Origin of the sequence: Pseudonocardia yuanmonensis (assembly GCF_039542425.1) — a bacterium.
Classification (GTDB): domain Bacteria; phylum Actinomycetota; class Actinomycetes; order Mycobacteriales; family Pseudonocardiaceae; genus Pseudonocardia; species Pseudonocardia yuanmonensis.
Genome location: NZ_BAABIC010000029.1, coordinates 32167 through 46846 on the forward strand (window position 1 = coordinate 32167; position 14680 = coordinate 46846).

The window sequence follows — 14680 nt, forward strand, 5'->3', positions numbered from 1 at the left end:
GGGCACGGCATCGCCGCGTCCCTGGTCCCTGGCGACGCTTGCCGGCACAGCGACGTGAATCGGGAGAGCCGAGTGGACCTGTACGAGTACCAGGCGAAGGACCTCTTCGCCGCCCACGGAGTCCCGGTGCTTCCGGGCAAGACGGTGGACACGGCCGAGGCCGCCGAGGCCGCAGCCGCCGAGCTGGGCACCGCGGTCGTGGTCAAGGCCCAGGTCAAGACGGGTGGGCGCGGCAAGGCCGGCGGCGTGAAGCTCGCCAAGAGCCCGGCCGAGGCCAAGGAGAAGGCCGGCGCCATCCTCGGGATGGACATCAAGGGCCACACGGTCCACCAGGTGCTGATCACCACGGCGTCGGACATCGCGGAGGAGTACTACTTCTCCTTCCTGCTCGACCGGTCCAACCGCACCTTCCTGGCCATGTGCTCGGCCGAGGGCGGCATGGAGATCGAGCAGCTCGCCGTCGAGCGTCCGGAGGCGCTGGCGCGCATTCCGATCGACGCAATCGCGGGTGTCGACAAGGCGAAGGCGGACGAGATCGTCGCCGCGGGCAAGATCCCGGCCGAGGTGGCCGACCAGGCGTCGGACGTGATCGTCAAGCTCTGGGAGACCTTCGTCGCCGAGGACGCGACCCTGGTCGAGGTCAACCCGCTGGTCCGCGACCCCGAGGACAAGGTCATCGCGCTCGACGGCAAGGTGACCCTGGACGGCAACGCCGACTTCCGCCACCCGCAGCACGCGGAGCTGGTCGACGAGCGCACCGAGAACGCGCTCGAGGCGAAGGCCAAGGCCAAGGGCCTGAACTACGTCAAGCTCGAGGGCGGCTCGGTCGGCATCATCGGCAACGGCGCGGGCCTCGTGATGAGCACGCTCGACGTCGTCGCGTACGCCGGCGAGAAGCACGGCGGCCAGAAGCCCGCCAACTTCCTCGACATCGGCGGCGGCGCCTCGGCGCAGGTCATGGCCAACGGGCTGGACGTCATCCTGCACGACCCGGACGTCAAGAGCGTCTTCGTCAACGTCTTCGGCGGCATCACCGCCTGCGACGCCGTCGCGAACGGCATCGTCGAGGCGCTGAAGATCCTCGGCGACGAGGCCTCCAAGCCGCTGGTCGTCCGGCTGGACGGCAACAACGTCGTCGAGGGCCGGAAGATCCTCGAGGACGCCAACCACCCCCTGGTCACGCAGGTGGCCACCATGGACGACGCGGCCGACAAGGCCGCCGAGCTGGCCGCGGGAGCCTGAGCACAATGTCGATCTTCCTGAACGAGAACTCCAAGGTCATCGTCCAGGGCCTCACCGGCTCCGAGGGGACCAAGCACGCCACGAAGATGCTGGCGGCGGGCACGAACATCGTCGGCGGCGTCAACGCGCGCAAGGCCGGCACCACCGTCTCCATCGGCGGCAAGGAGCTGACGGTGTTCGGCACCGTCGAGGAGGCCATCAAGGAGACCGGCGCGGACGTGTCGGTCATCTTCGTGCCGCCGAAGTTCGCCAAGGACGCCGTGATCGAGGCCGTCGACGCCGCGATCCCGCTGGCCGTCGTCATCACCGAGGGCATCCCGGTGCACGACTCGGCCTACTTCTGGGCGCACGCCGTGGCCAAGGGCAACAAGACGCGCATCATCGGCCCGAACTGCCCCGGCATCATCAGCCCCGGCAAGTCCAACGCCGGCATCATCCCGGCCGACATCGCCGGCCCCGGCAAGATCGGCCTGGTGTCGAAGTCCGGCACGCTGACCTACCAGATGATGTTCGAGCTCAAGGAGTTCGGCTTCTCGACGGCGATCGGCATCGGCGGCGACCCGATCATCGGGACCACGCACATCGACGCCCTCGAGGCCTTCGAGGCCGACCCCGACACCGCCGCGATCGTGATGATCGGCGAGATCGGCGGCGACGCCGAGGAGCGGGCCGCCGCCTACATCAAGGAGAACGTGAGCAAGCCGGTCGTCGGCTACGTCGCGGGCTTCACCGCCCCCGAGGGCAAGACGATGGGCCACGCGGGCGCGATCGTGTCCGGCTCGGCCGGCACCGCGGCCGCCAAGAAGGAGGCCCTCGAGGCCGCCGGTGTCAAGGTCGGCAAGACGCCGTCCGAGACCGCCGCCCTCATGAAGGGGATCATGGAGTCCCTGTGACGTCCTGACCTCGGTTCTTCCGACGCGCGGGTCCCGGGAACCCTCCCGGGGCCCGCGCGTTGTCGTGACGGGGGTCGAGGACGGGCGACGGCCGTGGGCTAGCGTCGCCGCGGTTCCACGAGGACGGGCAAGGGAGTGGTCATGAGCCAGACCGGAGCGAGTCCGGAGCAGGTGACCGGGGACGGACCGGCGCCGCTGCAGGGTTCCGCGCGCACCCTCGTCACGGCGGGGGCCGGGCTGGCGCTCGTCGTCTACCTGCTCGGCTTCTTCTCACCGCTGAGCAGCCTGCTCTACGGGCCGGCGCTGCTGCTGGCGGGCGGTCTGCTCGCCGCCGCCGCGCTGCTGCCCCGCGCGGCGGGGAAGGTGCTCGTCCCGGGCGCGGTGCTCGCCGTCGTCGGGTTCCTGTCGCTGGTCCAGGTCGCCGTGGCGGCGTCGCAGGTCGCGGTGGGCGGCATCGAGATCGTGGCGCTGGTGATCGCGTTCCTCGCCGCCGTGGCCCTGGCCGGGGCGGTCCTGATGGAGGCGGGGCTGCTGAGCATGCCCGCGCGGAGGTCGCAGCAGGCGCCGCAGGCGTACGGCCAGCAGTACGGCTCGTACGGCCACCAGTACGGCGGGTACCCGCCGCCCGGGCAGGGCGGGGGCTACGTCCAGCAGCCGGCGCCGGGCGGTCAGTACGGCTACGGCTGGTCGCCGCAGGGCCCCGGGGCGCAGGGGCCCTACGGCCCCCCGCAGGGCTACGACGGCGGGCCGTGGGGTCAGCCGCAGCCGGGACAGCCCGGCCCGCAGGGCCCGCCGGTCCCCGGCCAGCAGCTTCCTGGTCAGCAGGCGCCCGGTCAGCAGGGCGTCGGGGTGCAGGCCCCGGCGCCCGGGCAGGCGGGGCAGGGGCAGCCCCAGCACGGCGGATGGGCCGGCGCGACCGAGTCGGGCGCGCCGTCGTCGACCCCGGCCGGCGGGCAGCCCACCGAGATGGAGCAGACGCGCATCGAGTCCCCGCGTGGGAGCGACGAGCAGGGCAGCGGCCGGCACGGCCGGCCCGAGTCCGACCAGACGACCCGGATCCCGACGGAGGGCGAGCGCCGCAGCGACGCCTGACCGCCCCGACAGCGGTCGCCCCGCGAGTCGGGCTGTGAGCTTCCGCGAGTCGGGCTGTGAGCTCCCCCGAGTCGGGAGTTTCTGCAGCGCGAGTCGGGAGATCGTGCAGCGCGAGTCGGGAGTTCTGGAAGCGCGAGTCGGGAGTCGCCCCGCGTGGCCTTCCTCCGACTCGCGGCGACCCGGCGTGGCGGCCTGACTCCCGGCGCCCACGCTGCGACGCTGGCCCGGTGACCCGTTCGCTGCGTGCCACGGACCGTGCGGAGGAGGAGCCGGAGGCCGGTCCCGACGCCCCGGACGCGGCCGGCCCGGAGGTCCCGGAGGGCCTCGACCGGCTCCGGATAGTCCTCGCCGCGGCGATGGGCACGGTGCTGGTCAGCTACGCCATGCTCGTGCCCGCGGCACTGCTCGTGGTCCTCGCGGGCGGGGGCGCGGGCGGCTCCGTCGACGGCGCCTTCGCCGCCGCGATCCCGCTCTGGCTGGCGGCTCACCTCATCCCGCTGGCGCTCGAGGGGCAGCCGCTGAGCGTGCTGCCACTGCTCCCGACCCTGGCCGTGGTGGTCGTCGTCGCGTGGGGGGCGCGCTGGGCCGCCCGACGGCTGGGGTGCCGGATCCGGCAGGACGCCGGCGCGGTCGTCGCGTCCGCGGCCGGGGCGCACGCGGCCGTCGCGGTCCTCGGCAGCGCCCTGCTGCCCACCTCCGCCGCGGTCGGTGCGGCGCCCTGGGCGGCGATGCTCGGGGCCGGGCTGATCGCCGGGGTCGGCGCGATGATCGGCGTCTGGCGCGCCTGCGGGCTGCCCGTGGACTGGCGGGAGCGGCTGCAGGGCTGGCCCGCCACCGGGCTGGCGGCCGCGGCGGTCGGCGGGGTCGCGCTCCTGCTCGCCGGGTCGCTCGCGGTGCTGGTGGGGCTGGTCGTCGGGGCGCCGCGGGTGCACGGCCTGTACGAGGTGCTGGCTCCGACCGGCGGCGCCGCGCTCGGGATGACCCTGCTCGCCGTGGCCTACCTGCCCAACGCCGCGATCGCCGGCGCGTCCTGGCTGCTCGGCCCGGGTGTCGACGTCGGGCTCGGCGCCTGGACGCCGTTCGGCGGGGCGCCCGGCCCGCTGCCCCCGTTCCCGCTGCTCGGGGCCCTGCCGACCGTGCCCGCACCGGCCTGGGCGGTCGTCGTGGTGATCGTGCCGGTGGGCATCGGGCTCGTGGTCGGCGGGATCTGCCGCGCCGTGTTGGGCGCCGGGTCCACTGTGCCGGAGCGGATGCGGGCCGTCGGGGTCGCGACCGGGACGCTGGCCCTGGTGGCGGCGCTGGTCGCGGCGCTGGCGGGCGGCCGGTTGGCGGCGGGGCGCTACGACCCGGTCGCGATGCCTCCCTGGCTCGTCCTGCTCGCCGTGGTGGTGTGGATCGGCGGGCCCGCGGCGGTCCTCGGGCTGGTGCAGCGAGGTGGTCCGGGGCCGCAGGAGGTCCGCGACGACGAGGAGCTCGGCTGGTACCGGGACGGGTACGCGGCCGACGACGCCGGGCACGACGTCCTGGTGGACGGGTACGCCGAGGGGAACGAGGAGCTCGACGGGGATGCGTCCCGGGCCGAGGACCTCACCGTCGACGCTCCGGCGGACGCTGCCGACGGCGACACCCCGAAGCGGTCCGAGGAGGACCCCGATCGGTCCGACGAGGACCCGACGGAGCACGCCGGCCCGATGGACCGCCCCGACGGCGGCTCGGTGGACGGCGCCGACGGGCTGGAGCATCGCGTCGACGCCTCGATCGACGGGGGCGAGGACCCGGCCGTCGCCCCGGATCGGGCAGACCCTGCGGACGACGTGGTCGACGCAGGGGCGGACGGGGGTCGCGGCCGGAGCTCGGGCGGCGCACGCAGCCGGGACGGCCGGGCGCGTGCGGGCCGCGGCCGGGCGGTCGAGCGGGCCCGCGCCCTCCGTCAGGAGCGCAGCAACGGCACCCGCAGCCGTCCCGCCCGTTTCCGCCGCGGAGCGGGGGAGTCTCCGGCTCTCCGGGCCGTCGAGGACCTCGCGCCCGAGGTCGACCGCGAGCCCGACCCGCATCGGGAGGAGCCCGTCGCGGACCGGGACGGGTCGTCCGGAAACCCGACCGGGCGTGGTGAGCCCGTCGACCACTCCGGATCCACCGAGCGCCCCGAGCCCGCCGACCGTCCCGAGCCCGGTCAGACCGCTGCGGACCCGGTCGACGCCGAGCGACCCACCGAGCCCGAGCCGCGTCCCCGCACCGTGGGCGAGCTGGTGGCGCTGCGCGCCCGTCAGGCGGAGGAGCGCGCCGCCCGTGAGGCCGAGGGGCGCGACGCCGACCGACCATGATCCACGTCCGGCCGGCGGAACGTTCGATCGTCGGTCGTTCCGCTGCCGAACACGGATCACCGGCTCGGACGACCGCCCGCGGACCGGATCGGGGCAGGTCCCCGCGCTGTGACGACCGTCGCGGCCTAGGCTGGAGGCGTCCGTCAGAGCCGCCCGCCCGAGGAGACCCGTGCCCGCCCCGACGAGCGCACAGCCCCTGTCGCGGGACGGCCTACCCGGGCGCGCCCGCCTCGTGGTGCTCGCCTCGGGCTCCGGCACGCTCCTGCAGGCCCTGCTCGACGCCACGCTCGACCCGGCCTACCCGGCCGAGGTCGCGGCCGTCGGGTCGGACCGGCCCGGCGTCGAGGCACTGGCCCGCGCCGACCGCTCGCACACCCCGACCTTCACGGTCCGGCCCGCGGAGTACCCCGACCGGCAGGCGTGGGACCGGGCCCTGCTGGCGGCCGTCCTCGGGTACCGGCCGGACCTCGTGGTCTGCGCCGGGTTCATGCGGATCCTCGGTGCGCCCTTCCTCGACGGCGTCAACCGCCCGATTCTCAACACCCACCCGGCGCTGCTGCCCGCCTTCCCCGGCGCGCACGCGGTCCGGGACGCCCTCGCGCACGGCGTCCGGATCACCGGGACCACCGTCCACCTGGTCGACGCCGGGGTGGACACCGGGCCGATCCTGGCCCAGGAGGCCGTCCGCGTGCTGCCCGGCGACACCGAGGCCGTGCTGCACGAGCGCATCAAGATCGCGGAGCGCCGGTTGCTGGTGGACACCGTCGCGACGCTGTGTACCGGAGAGACGGCGTGCCACCAGGAGACGCTGTGCAACCGAGAGGCGAGTGTCCAGTGAGTGAACGCAGGCCGGTCAAGCGGGCCCTGATCAGCGTCTACGACAAGGCCGGGCTGCTCGACCTGGCGACGGGCCTGCACGCGGCGGGTGTGGAGATCGTCTCGACCGGGTCCACCGCACAGCGGATCGCCGACGCCGGGGTGCCCGTCACGCCCGTCGAGCAGCTGACCGGGTTCCCCGAGTGCCTCGACGGCCGCGTCAAGACCCTGCACCCGCGCGTGCACGCCGGGCTGCTCGCCGACACCCGCCGGCCTGAGCACCTCGCCCAGCTCGAGGAGCTCGGCATCGCGCCGTTCGACCTGCTCGTGTCGAACCTCTACCCGTTCACCGAGACCGTGGCCTCCGGCGCGACGCCCGACGAGTGCGTCGAGCAGATCGACATCGGCGGGCCCGCGATGGTCCGGGCGTCGGCCAAGAACCACGACAGCATCGCCGTGGTCACCGACCCCGCGAAGTACGACTGGGCGCTGGAGCAGATCGCGGCCGGCGGGTTCGTGCTGGAGGACCGGCGCCGGCTCGCGGCCGAGGCCTTCCGGCACACCGCGGCCTACGACGTCGCCGTCGCCTCCTGGATGGGGTCGGTGCTGGCCGGCGGGGAGTCGGCGTTCCCGGAGTGGGCGGGCGCGACGTGGACCCGCAAGGCCACCCTGCGCTACGGCGAGAACCCGCACCAGGCGGCCGCGATCTACACCTCGGAGGCCGGCGGGTCGGGGCTGGCCCGCGCCGAGCAGCTGCACGGCAAGGAGATGTCCTACAACAACTACGTCGACGCCGACGCCGCCTGGCGGGCCGCACACGACCACGGCGACCGGCCGGCCGTCGCGGTGATCAAGCACGCCAACCCGTGCGGGATCGCCGTGGGCGCCGACGTCGCCGAGGCGCACCGCAAGGCTCACGCCACCGACCCGGTCAGCGCGTACGGCGGCGTGATCGCCACCAACCGCGAGGTCGACGTGGCGATGGCGCAGCAGGTCAAGGACATCTTCACCGAGGTCGTGGTGGCGCCCGCGTTCGCACCGGAGGCCCTGGACATCCTGCGGTCCAAGAAGAACATCCGGCTGCTGCGGATCGACGGCGAGGTCGCCCGGAGCGGCCCGGAGTTCCGACCGATCAGCGGCGGGCTGCTGATGCAGCAGCGGGACGCGGTCGACGCCCCGGGGGACGACCCCTCCTCCTGGAAGCTGGTCGCCGGCGAGGCCGCCGACGAGCAGACCCTCGCCGACCTGGCCTTCGCCTGGCGCGCCTGCCGTGCGGTCAAGTCCAACGCGATCCTGCTGGCCAGCGACGGGGCCGCGGTCGGCGTCGGGATGGGACAGGTCAACCGGGTCGACTCCTGCCGGCTCGCGGTCACCCGGGCCGGGGAGCGGGCGCGCGGCGCGGTCGCCGCGTCCGACGCCTTCTTCCCCTTCCCGGACGGCCTGGAGGTGCTGATCGAGGGCGGCGTCAAGGCCGTCGTGCACCCGGGCGGCTCGATCCGGGACGACCAGGTGACGGCCGCGGCCGCGGAGGCGGGCGTGACGCTGTACCTCACCGGCACCCGGCACTTCGCGCACTGATCCCGGCGGCGGGCGGCCGTGGTGCCGCCCGCCGCGTGATCGTTCCGGGCGCGACGCGGTTGTCGGGACGGCCGCCGTGCGGTGGCGCCCGGATCGATCATGGGGCCGGCGACCGGCCCGAGCGGTACCGAGGCGCTGCCGGCTCCACGGTGAGGGGTCGGCCCGGAACGATCCTCGTGCCCGCCGGCCTCCCGGGTCCACCCGATCGCGGGTTGAGGGGTTCCGGCGACTGGGCTAGAGTTCGAACAAAGGTTCGAACACCGTCTTCCCCGCGGTGTGGCCCGTCGTGCGGGGGAGGTGTGTCGTGAGCTGCCGTCAGGCTGCCCGCGCCGTCCGTGTCTCAGCAAGTCGTGTCCCGGTGGCCCATGCCGGGGCTCGGGTTCCGGTCCGTGTTCCGGCGGCCCGGGCGCGGGCGGCTCGTGTATCGGCGCTCCGGGCGGCGGCCCGTCGGAAGGGGCCGGTGTCGCGGGCGGCGCCGGTGCCGGTGCGCCGGTCGCGGCGATGCCGGCAGCCGATCCGGCCCGCCCTGCACCTCGCACACCCGTTCCGGCCGGCGCGGCCCGGGCCGCACGCCGCACAACGGCCCGCGAGGTCCCGGCGTGCCGTAGACTCGTTCCGGCCCGCTGTGCCCGGGCGGCAGCCCGCTGAGCCCGGGCGGCAGGCGGCACACCTGTTCCGCTCCGCACCACTCGCGCGGCACGCCGCACAACCGCTCGGGCCCGGAGCATTCCGGCAGCAGGCCGCACACCCCTTTCGTCTCCCCACACCCCCTCTGCTCCACCCACACACCCGGGGTGGCGCCGGACAGGTCCTCGACGGGGTGTGCGACTGCCTCATCGGGTGTGCGGAGCGGATGCCCCTGGCGCCTCGACCGGTCGCCCGACCCCGGACGCGCGGTGAGTGAGGCCTGGGCGCTCGACCCCGATCCCTGGCCGGTCGACCGGCCGGAGCACGGGGAGGGTGAGCAGGGCGAGGACCCGGAGGGCGGCATGATCGTGGGAAGCGGCCGCCCGCCCGCCGACCCCCGCCCCGCCCGGAGCCGCCGGGTCCACGGCGCCGGGCGCCCGGTCCGGTCCGGCCGGGCACCGGTGGGGGGCGGGGAGAGCGCCGCCGAGCGGCTCGCGACGGCCCGGAACCTGCTGCGCCGGATGGAGGACCGGGCGTCGGGGGTGGCCCGGCCCGCACCGACCCCGGGCGACGACGGCCGGGTCCTCCCGATCGCGGCCCCACTGGCGCCCCTGCTGCCCGGGGGCGGGTTGCGCCGCGGGTCCACGGTCTCGGTCTCGACCGGCCCCGGCTCGACGTCCCTGCTGTTCGGGCTGCTCGCCGAGGCCTCGGCCGAGGGCGCGTGGGCGGGTGTGATCGGAGCGCCCGGGCTCGGCGCGGTCGCCGCCGCGGAGGCCGGGATCCGGCTCGAGCGGCTCGCGCTCGTGCCCCGGCCCGGCGCGGACCTCGTCGCGGTCACCGCCGCGCTGCTCGACGGGCTGGACCTCGTCGTGGTCGCGGGCGCCGAGCGGGCGGGCGTGCGCGCCGCCGACCGGGAGCGGCTGGCGGCGCGGGCCCGGCAGCGCGGCGCGGTGCTGCTCGCCCTCGGCGCCTGGCCCGGCGCCGATCTCGTCCTCGGCTGCTCGCGGGTGGAGTGGCGGGGCCTCGGGCGCGGCGCGGGGCGGTTGCGCTCGCGGTGCGCGGTGGTGCGGTCGACCGGCCGCGGCACCGGAGCCTCCGGACGCGAGGCCGAACTGCTGCTCCCGGGCCCCGGCGGCGCGGTCGCGGAGCGCGAGGAGATCCGCCGCGCGCCGACGGTCGACGGGCCGGCGGAGGCTCCCGTGGCCCGGGCGGCGGTCTCGTGAGCACCCTGGACCGTTTCCGCAGGTCCACGACCGGCTGGGCTCCCGGAGATCGCCGTCCCGGACCGCTGTCGACCGCTGGCGACCGTGAACGGTCCCGGCTGGTGATCACGGCTCGGCAGGTGCGAGGAGATCGTCGTCCCGGACCGGTGCGGGGCGCTGGTGGCCGTGTGCGGTCCCGGCCGGTGATCTCACCTCGGCAGGCCCGAGGAGATCACTGTCTCGGACCGCTGTCGGCCGCCGGTGGCCGTGAACCGTCCCGGTCGCTGATCACCCCGGTGGGAACCGGGAGGTGGGGTCGTGGCTGAGGCGGGGGAGCGGGTGCTCACGCTGTGGTCCCCGGACTGGCCGGTGACCGCGGCGATGCAGGCCGCGCACGTCCCGGCCCACCGGCCCGCGGCGGTGTTCCTGGCCAACCGCGTGGTGGCGTGCTCGGCGGGTGCGCGGGCCGCCGGGGTGCGGCGCGGGCTGCGCCGACGGGACGCCCAGGCCCGGTGCCCCGAGCTCGCCGTCCTCGCCCCCGACCCGGACCGGGACGCACGGCTGTTCGAGCCGGTGGTCGTCGCCGTCGAGGAGCTGGCCCCGGGGGTGGAGGTGGTCCGGCCGGGCCTGCTGGCGCTCCCGGCCAAGGGCCCGGTCGGGTTCTTCGGCGGCGAGCGCGAGGCGGCCGAGCGGCTGATCGACCAGGTCGCGGCGCGTACCGGGGTGGAGTGCCAGACCGGGTTCGCCGACGGGCTGTTCGCCGCCGTGCTCGCCGCCCGCCGCGGGGTGGGCGTCGAGCCCGGTCGCAGCGCGGAGTTCCTCGCCCCGCTCGGGGTGGAGGAGCTCGACCGCGAGCCGGACGTCGACCGCTCCGAGCTGGTGGACCTGCTGCGCCGGCTGGGGTTGCGCAGCCTCGGCGCGTTCGGCGCGCTGGCCCAGGCCGACGTCGCCTCCCGGTTCGGGGCCGACGCCGTCCTCGCCCACCGGCTCGCCCGCGGCCTGGACCCCCGCCCGCCGGTGCGCCGCCGCCCGCCGGAGGAGCTCGCCGTCGCGATCGAGCTGGATCCACCGGTCACCCGGGTCGACGCGGCCGCGTTCGCCGCCCGCACGCTGGCCGAGCGGCTGCACCGCACGCTGGCCGGGCACGGCCTCTCCTGCACCCGGCTGGGGGTGTGGGCGCGCACCGAGGGCGGGGAGGAACTGCTGCGGGTCTGGCGCTGCGCCGAGCCGCTCACCCCGTCCGGGACGGTCGACCGGGTGCGCTGGCAGCTCGACTCGTGGCTGACCCGGGGTGGCTCCGGCGCCGTCGTCGAGCTGCGGCTCACCCCGGAGGAGACGGTCACCGCGGGGGCGCTGCAGCTCGGCCTCTGGGGCGACGTCGGCGAGGCGGACGAGCGGGCCGGGCGTGCGCTGGTCCGGGTCCAGGCGCTGCTCGGACCGGAGTCCGTGGTCACCGCGGTCCTCACCGGCGGCCGCGACCCGGACGAGCGGGTCCGGTACGTCCCCTGGGGGGACGACCGGGAGCCCGGCTCCCGCGCCGCCGGGCCCCTCGAGGGCCCGCCCGCCGCTCCGCCGGTCGAGGGGTTCGGCCCGTACCCGGACGGACCGTCGGCCGGGCTGCGCGTGGTCGGCGAGGAGCCCGTGCTCGTCCTCGACCCGCTGCCCGAGCCCGCCCCGCTCCCGCGGGAGGCCCCGCGCGGCTTCGCGCCCGACGCCCCCGAGGCCGCGCTCCGGGGGACCGCCCCGACCGCGACGCAGGGCCCGGCCGCCCGCAGGCCCGGGCGCTCGCGGCCGATCCGCACCGGCAAGGCCGCACGCGACCCCGTCCCCGCCTGGCCGGGCCGCCTCCCGGCACCGTCGCCGGCGACCGTCCCGGAGGAGCCGATCCCGGTCGAGCTGCACACCGCCGAGGGCAGGCCCGTCGGTCTGCGCGAGCCCGACCTGCTCGACGCGGACCCGCATCGGCTGCTGCTCGCCGGGCACCCGCCCCGGGAGGTCCGGGACTGGGCGGGGCCCTGGCCGGTCCGCCGGCGCTGGTGGTCGACCGACGGCGTCACGGGGTCGAGGCTGCAGGTCGACCTGGCCGACGGGGTCGCCCTGCTCCTGCTGCACCGGGAGGAGCGGTGGTGGGTCACCGGCATCTACGACTGACCCCGGGCCCGGCGCTCCGCCCGGCGCTACGACTGGCGCCGGGGCACGCCGTCGAGGTCGAGCGCGAACCGGCCGACCGTGCCCGCCAGGGCGTCGACGTTGCGGTCCAGCGCCGTGCGGTCGACGTTGGCGAGGGTGTCGCAGCCCTGGTGGTAGCAGCCGTCGTACGGGCGGTCGGCCTGGCCGCCCCACTGCGCGGCCTGCTGCGCCGACTTCCGCACCTCGGCCCCGGTGAACAGGCCGCCCGCCGGGATGCCGGCCGCGATGAAGGGACCGTAGTCGGAGCGGCCGTCGAAGTCCGTGCCCGCTCCCTGCACGCCCACGGCCGAGAGCTGGTCGAGCAGCACCCGCTCCACGACCGCCGAGCCCTCGGGTCCGGGACCGGCGCCCTGCTTGTCCGAGTCGTCGCCGTCGTAGACGAGGTAGCCGGCGTTCGGCGAGCCGACCATGTCCAGGTTCAGGTACAGCGCGATCCGCTGCGCGTCCGCGGGGGCGAGCCCCTGGACGTACCGGGTGGAGCCGACGAGCCCGACCTCCTCGGCGCCCCACCAGGCGAACCGGACGGCGTTGGCGACCGGCGGCGTCGGGCCGAGAGCGGTGGCGAGCTCCAGCAGTGCGGCCGAGCCCGTGCCGTTGTCGTTGATCCCGGGCCCGGCCGGCACCGAGTCGAGGTGTGCGCCGGCCATCACGACCCGGTCCGAGTCACCGGTCGTGGTCTGCGCGATCACGTTGCGGCTCACGGTGTCCTGTGTCGTGGCCAGCAGCAGCAGCGTGACCGGGGCGCCGCCCCGCGTCGCGAGGTCGGCCCCGGCGGAGGCGGTCACCCCGGTGGTCGGCACGGTGGCCGTGGAGTCGCCGAGCGTGCCGTCGAGCCGCGTGTCCTCGGTGTTCACCACGACCAGTGCCGCGGCGCCGGCCTTCCCCGCGTTCTGCGACTTGGCGCCGAAGGGGCACGTGCCCCGCTTGACCAGCGCGATCGCTCCGGCGGGCATCCCCGCGAAGTCCTCGACCTCGCACCCGGAGGTGGCGTCCTGGGTCACGACGTGCAGCGGCGCGGTCAGCCCGGCCGCCGGTGTGGCGGGCGAGAAGCTCATGGCGGCGGAGTCGACGGTGCGGCCCTCGACGGTCAGCCGCTGGTCCTGCACGCTGAAGGCGCGGACGTCGAAGCTCGGGGTGTCCACCGTGAACCCCGCGTCCCGGAGGGTCTGGGCCACGTAGTCCACGCTGGCGTCGTAGCCCGGGGTGCCGAGCGCGCGGTTGCCGCCGTGGGCGTCGGCGATCTGCTGCAGCCGCTCGAGACGGGTGAAGGCGCCGTCGCCGCTCACGGTCGACATCAGCCGGGCGGGCAGGCCCGGATCGGGCGCCACCTGTGTCGTGGTCTGCGGAGGTGCGGGCGTGGTGGGGGCCGAGGAGCACGCCGCGAGCAGGACCGCCGCCAACCCCGCCACCGCCGCCAGTCGTCGACCCCGCATGGTTCCCCCTCCGTCATGCCGCCGTCGCTCAGTGTCGGGCATCGGCGGGTACGTGCCGACAGCCCCGATCGGGTGGGCCCGCGGGATCGGCCCGGTCCACGGCTGCCGCAGGGGCGCAGCACAGGTGTTTCTCAGGTGGTGGGAGTGGACTGATCTCAGCATCACGGACGTCGTCGGAGCTGGTGACGGAGCCCCGACGACCGCCGGACGCGCGCGACCGGACGCTGGGGAGCCACCGGTACCGCGCCGCCGGCAGGCCCGGATGACGCCGGTCGGGGGCTGGGGAGCGGCCCGGCCGGCGTCATCCGGTGGGCCCGCGTCGGGTCGGGACGTGGGGAGTCTCGCGAGGGTGCCCGCCGTGGCGCCGCCGAAGCGGTCCAGCACGGTGCGGTCGACGGTGGCTGTCGCAGGCGGAGTGGCGGCAGCGGTCGCGACGAGCCGGTCCGAAAGGGGGAGGGCGAGCGGTTGCGCCACTCGGATCGTGGCGTTGACGTCCGCGTCAAGGTCTAGCGTCGCGGGCGGGAGGGGGACGGGAGATGCGGATCGGCGAGCTGGCCGAGCGGGCCGGGGTGAGCACCCGGGCCCTGCGGCACTACGAGGCGCTGGGGCTGCTGCCCGCGCAGCGCCGCGCGAACGGCTACCGCACCTACGGCGAGGAGGACCTGCGGGCGGTCACCGAGATCCGCACGCTGGTGGGGTTGGGCCTGTCCCTCGAGGAGACGCGGCCCTTCGTCGAGTGCCTCCGTGCGGGCCGTCCGAGCGGTGGGAGCTGCGCCGACTCGATCGCGGTGTACCGCCGGAAGCTCGCCGAGGTCGACGCCTCCCTCGCCCGGCTCGGCGCGGTGCGTGCCGAGCTCGAGGCGCAGCTGCACGCCGCGCTGCGCGAACGTGCGCCGGAGCCCCGGTGCGAACTGACCGTGGAGGAAGCGTGATCGAGACCGTCACCGACGAGACCTTCGAGGCCCGGGTGCTGCGCGCGCCGGGGCCGGTGCTGGTCGACTTCACCGCCACGTGGTGCCCGCCCTGCCGGATGATCGGACCCGTGCTGGCGGAGCTCGCGACCGAGCTGGCGGGGCGACTGGAGATCGTCGCGCTCGACGTCGACGACTCGCCGAAGGTCGCGGCCGCCGCGGGGGTGCTGGGCATGCCGACGCTGAGCCTCTACGTCGACGGGCGGGTGGTCACCCAGGTCGTCGGCGCCCGGCCCAAGGCGGCGGTGCGCGCCGCGGTCGAGCCGTTCCTGCCTGTGGACAACTCCGTCGCGGCCGTCCGTTAGAACAGAT

Annotated in this window: 11 protein-coding genes; 10 read left to right on the forward strand and 1 reads right to left on the reverse strand. The window is 75.9% G+C overall.

The window, feature by feature from the left end; all coding sequences use genetic code 11:
- Positions 1–54 precede the first annotated feature (54 nt).
- The 8 genes from sucC (at position 55) to ABD990_RS30045 (ending at position 11925) form a co-directional block, all read left to right on the forward strand.
- Positions 55–1242 (forward strand): ADP-forming succinate--CoA ligase subunit beta, encoded by a 1188-nt coding sequence (sucC, locus tag ABD990_RS30010; RefSeq protein ID WP_345384151.1) that lies wholly within the window; start codon positions 55–57, stop codon positions 1240–1242.
- A 5-nt stretch (positions 1243–1247) separates the two neighbouring features.
- Positions 1248–2135 carry a succinate--CoA ligase subunit alpha gene (gene sucD, locus ABD990_RS30015; protein ID WP_345384152.1) on the forward strand — a complete coding sequence of 296 codons (888 nt, stop codon included), beginning with the start codon at positions 1248–1250 and terminating at the stop codon, positions 2133–2135.
- Positions 2136–2276: 141 nt separating this feature from the next.
- Positions 2277–3227: a DUF5336 domain-containing protein gene (locus ABD990_RS30020; protein WP_345384153.1), complete on the forward strand. Its 951-nt coding sequence runs from the start codon at positions 2277–2279 to the stop codon at positions 3225–3227.
- 227 nt (positions 3228–3454) lie between these two features.
- Entirely contained in the window at positions 3455–5551 is a 2097-nt protein-coding gene (locus tag ABD990_RS30025; RefSeq protein ID WP_345384154.1) for a cell division protein PerM, read from the forward strand.
- A gap of 169 nt (positions 5552–5720) precedes the next feature.
- The gene (purN, locus tag ABD990_RS30030; RefSeq protein WP_345384155.1) at positions 5721–6389 is read left to right on the forward strand and encodes a phosphoribosylglycinamide formyltransferase; all 669 of its coding nucleotides are present in this window, start codon (positions 5721–5723) and stop codon (positions 6387–6389) included.
- On the forward strand, positions 6386–7945 hold the full coding sequence (gene purH / locus ABD990_RS30035) for a bifunctional phosphoribosylaminoimidazolecarboxamide formyltransferase/IMP cyclohydrolase (RefSeq protein ID WP_345384156.1): 1560 nt from the start codon (positions 6386–6388) through the stop codon (positions 7943–7945). The genes purN and purH overlap by 4 nt, the downstream gene beginning before the upstream one ends.
- Before the next feature lie 896 nt (positions 7946–8841).
- Complete coding sequence (locus tag ABD990_RS30040) at positions 8842–9795, forward strand: hypothetical protein (protein WP_345384157.1); 954 nt, start codon at positions 8842–8844, stop codon at positions 9793–9795.
- Positions 9796–10155: 360 nt separating this feature from the next.
- On the forward strand, positions 10156–11925 hold the full coding sequence (locus ABD990_RS30045; protein ID WP_345384192.1) for a Y-family DNA polymerase: 1770 nt from the start codon (positions 10156–10158) through the stop codon (positions 11923–11925).
- 26 nt (positions 11926–11951) lie between these two features.
- On the opposite strand, the gene ABD990_RS30050 is transcribed toward ABD990_RS30045, so the two are convergent.
- Positions 11952–13397 carry a M28 family peptidase gene (locus ABD990_RS30050; protein WP_345384158.1) on the reverse strand — a complete coding sequence of 482 codons (1446 nt, stop codon included), beginning with the start codon at positions 13395–13397 and terminating at the stop codon, positions 11952–11954.
- A gap of 536 nt (positions 13398–13933) precedes the next feature.
- On the opposite strand from ABD990_RS30050, the gene ABD990_RS30055 reads away from it, so the two are divergent.
- Together ABD990_RS30055 and ABD990_RS30060 are read left to right on the forward strand one after the other, a co-directional pair.
- Positions 13934–14329, forward strand: a complete 396-nt coding sequence (locus tag ABD990_RS30055) for a MerR family transcriptional regulator (RefSeq protein WP_345384159.1) — start codon at positions 13934–13936, stop codon at positions 14327–14329.
- Entirely contained in the window at positions 14326–14673 is a 348-nt protein-coding gene (locus tag ABD990_RS30060) for a thioredoxin family protein (protein WP_345384160.1), read from the forward strand. The genes ABD990_RS30055 and ABD990_RS30060 overlap by 4 nt, the downstream gene beginning before the upstream one ends.
- Positions 14674–14680 lie beyond the last annotated feature (7 nt).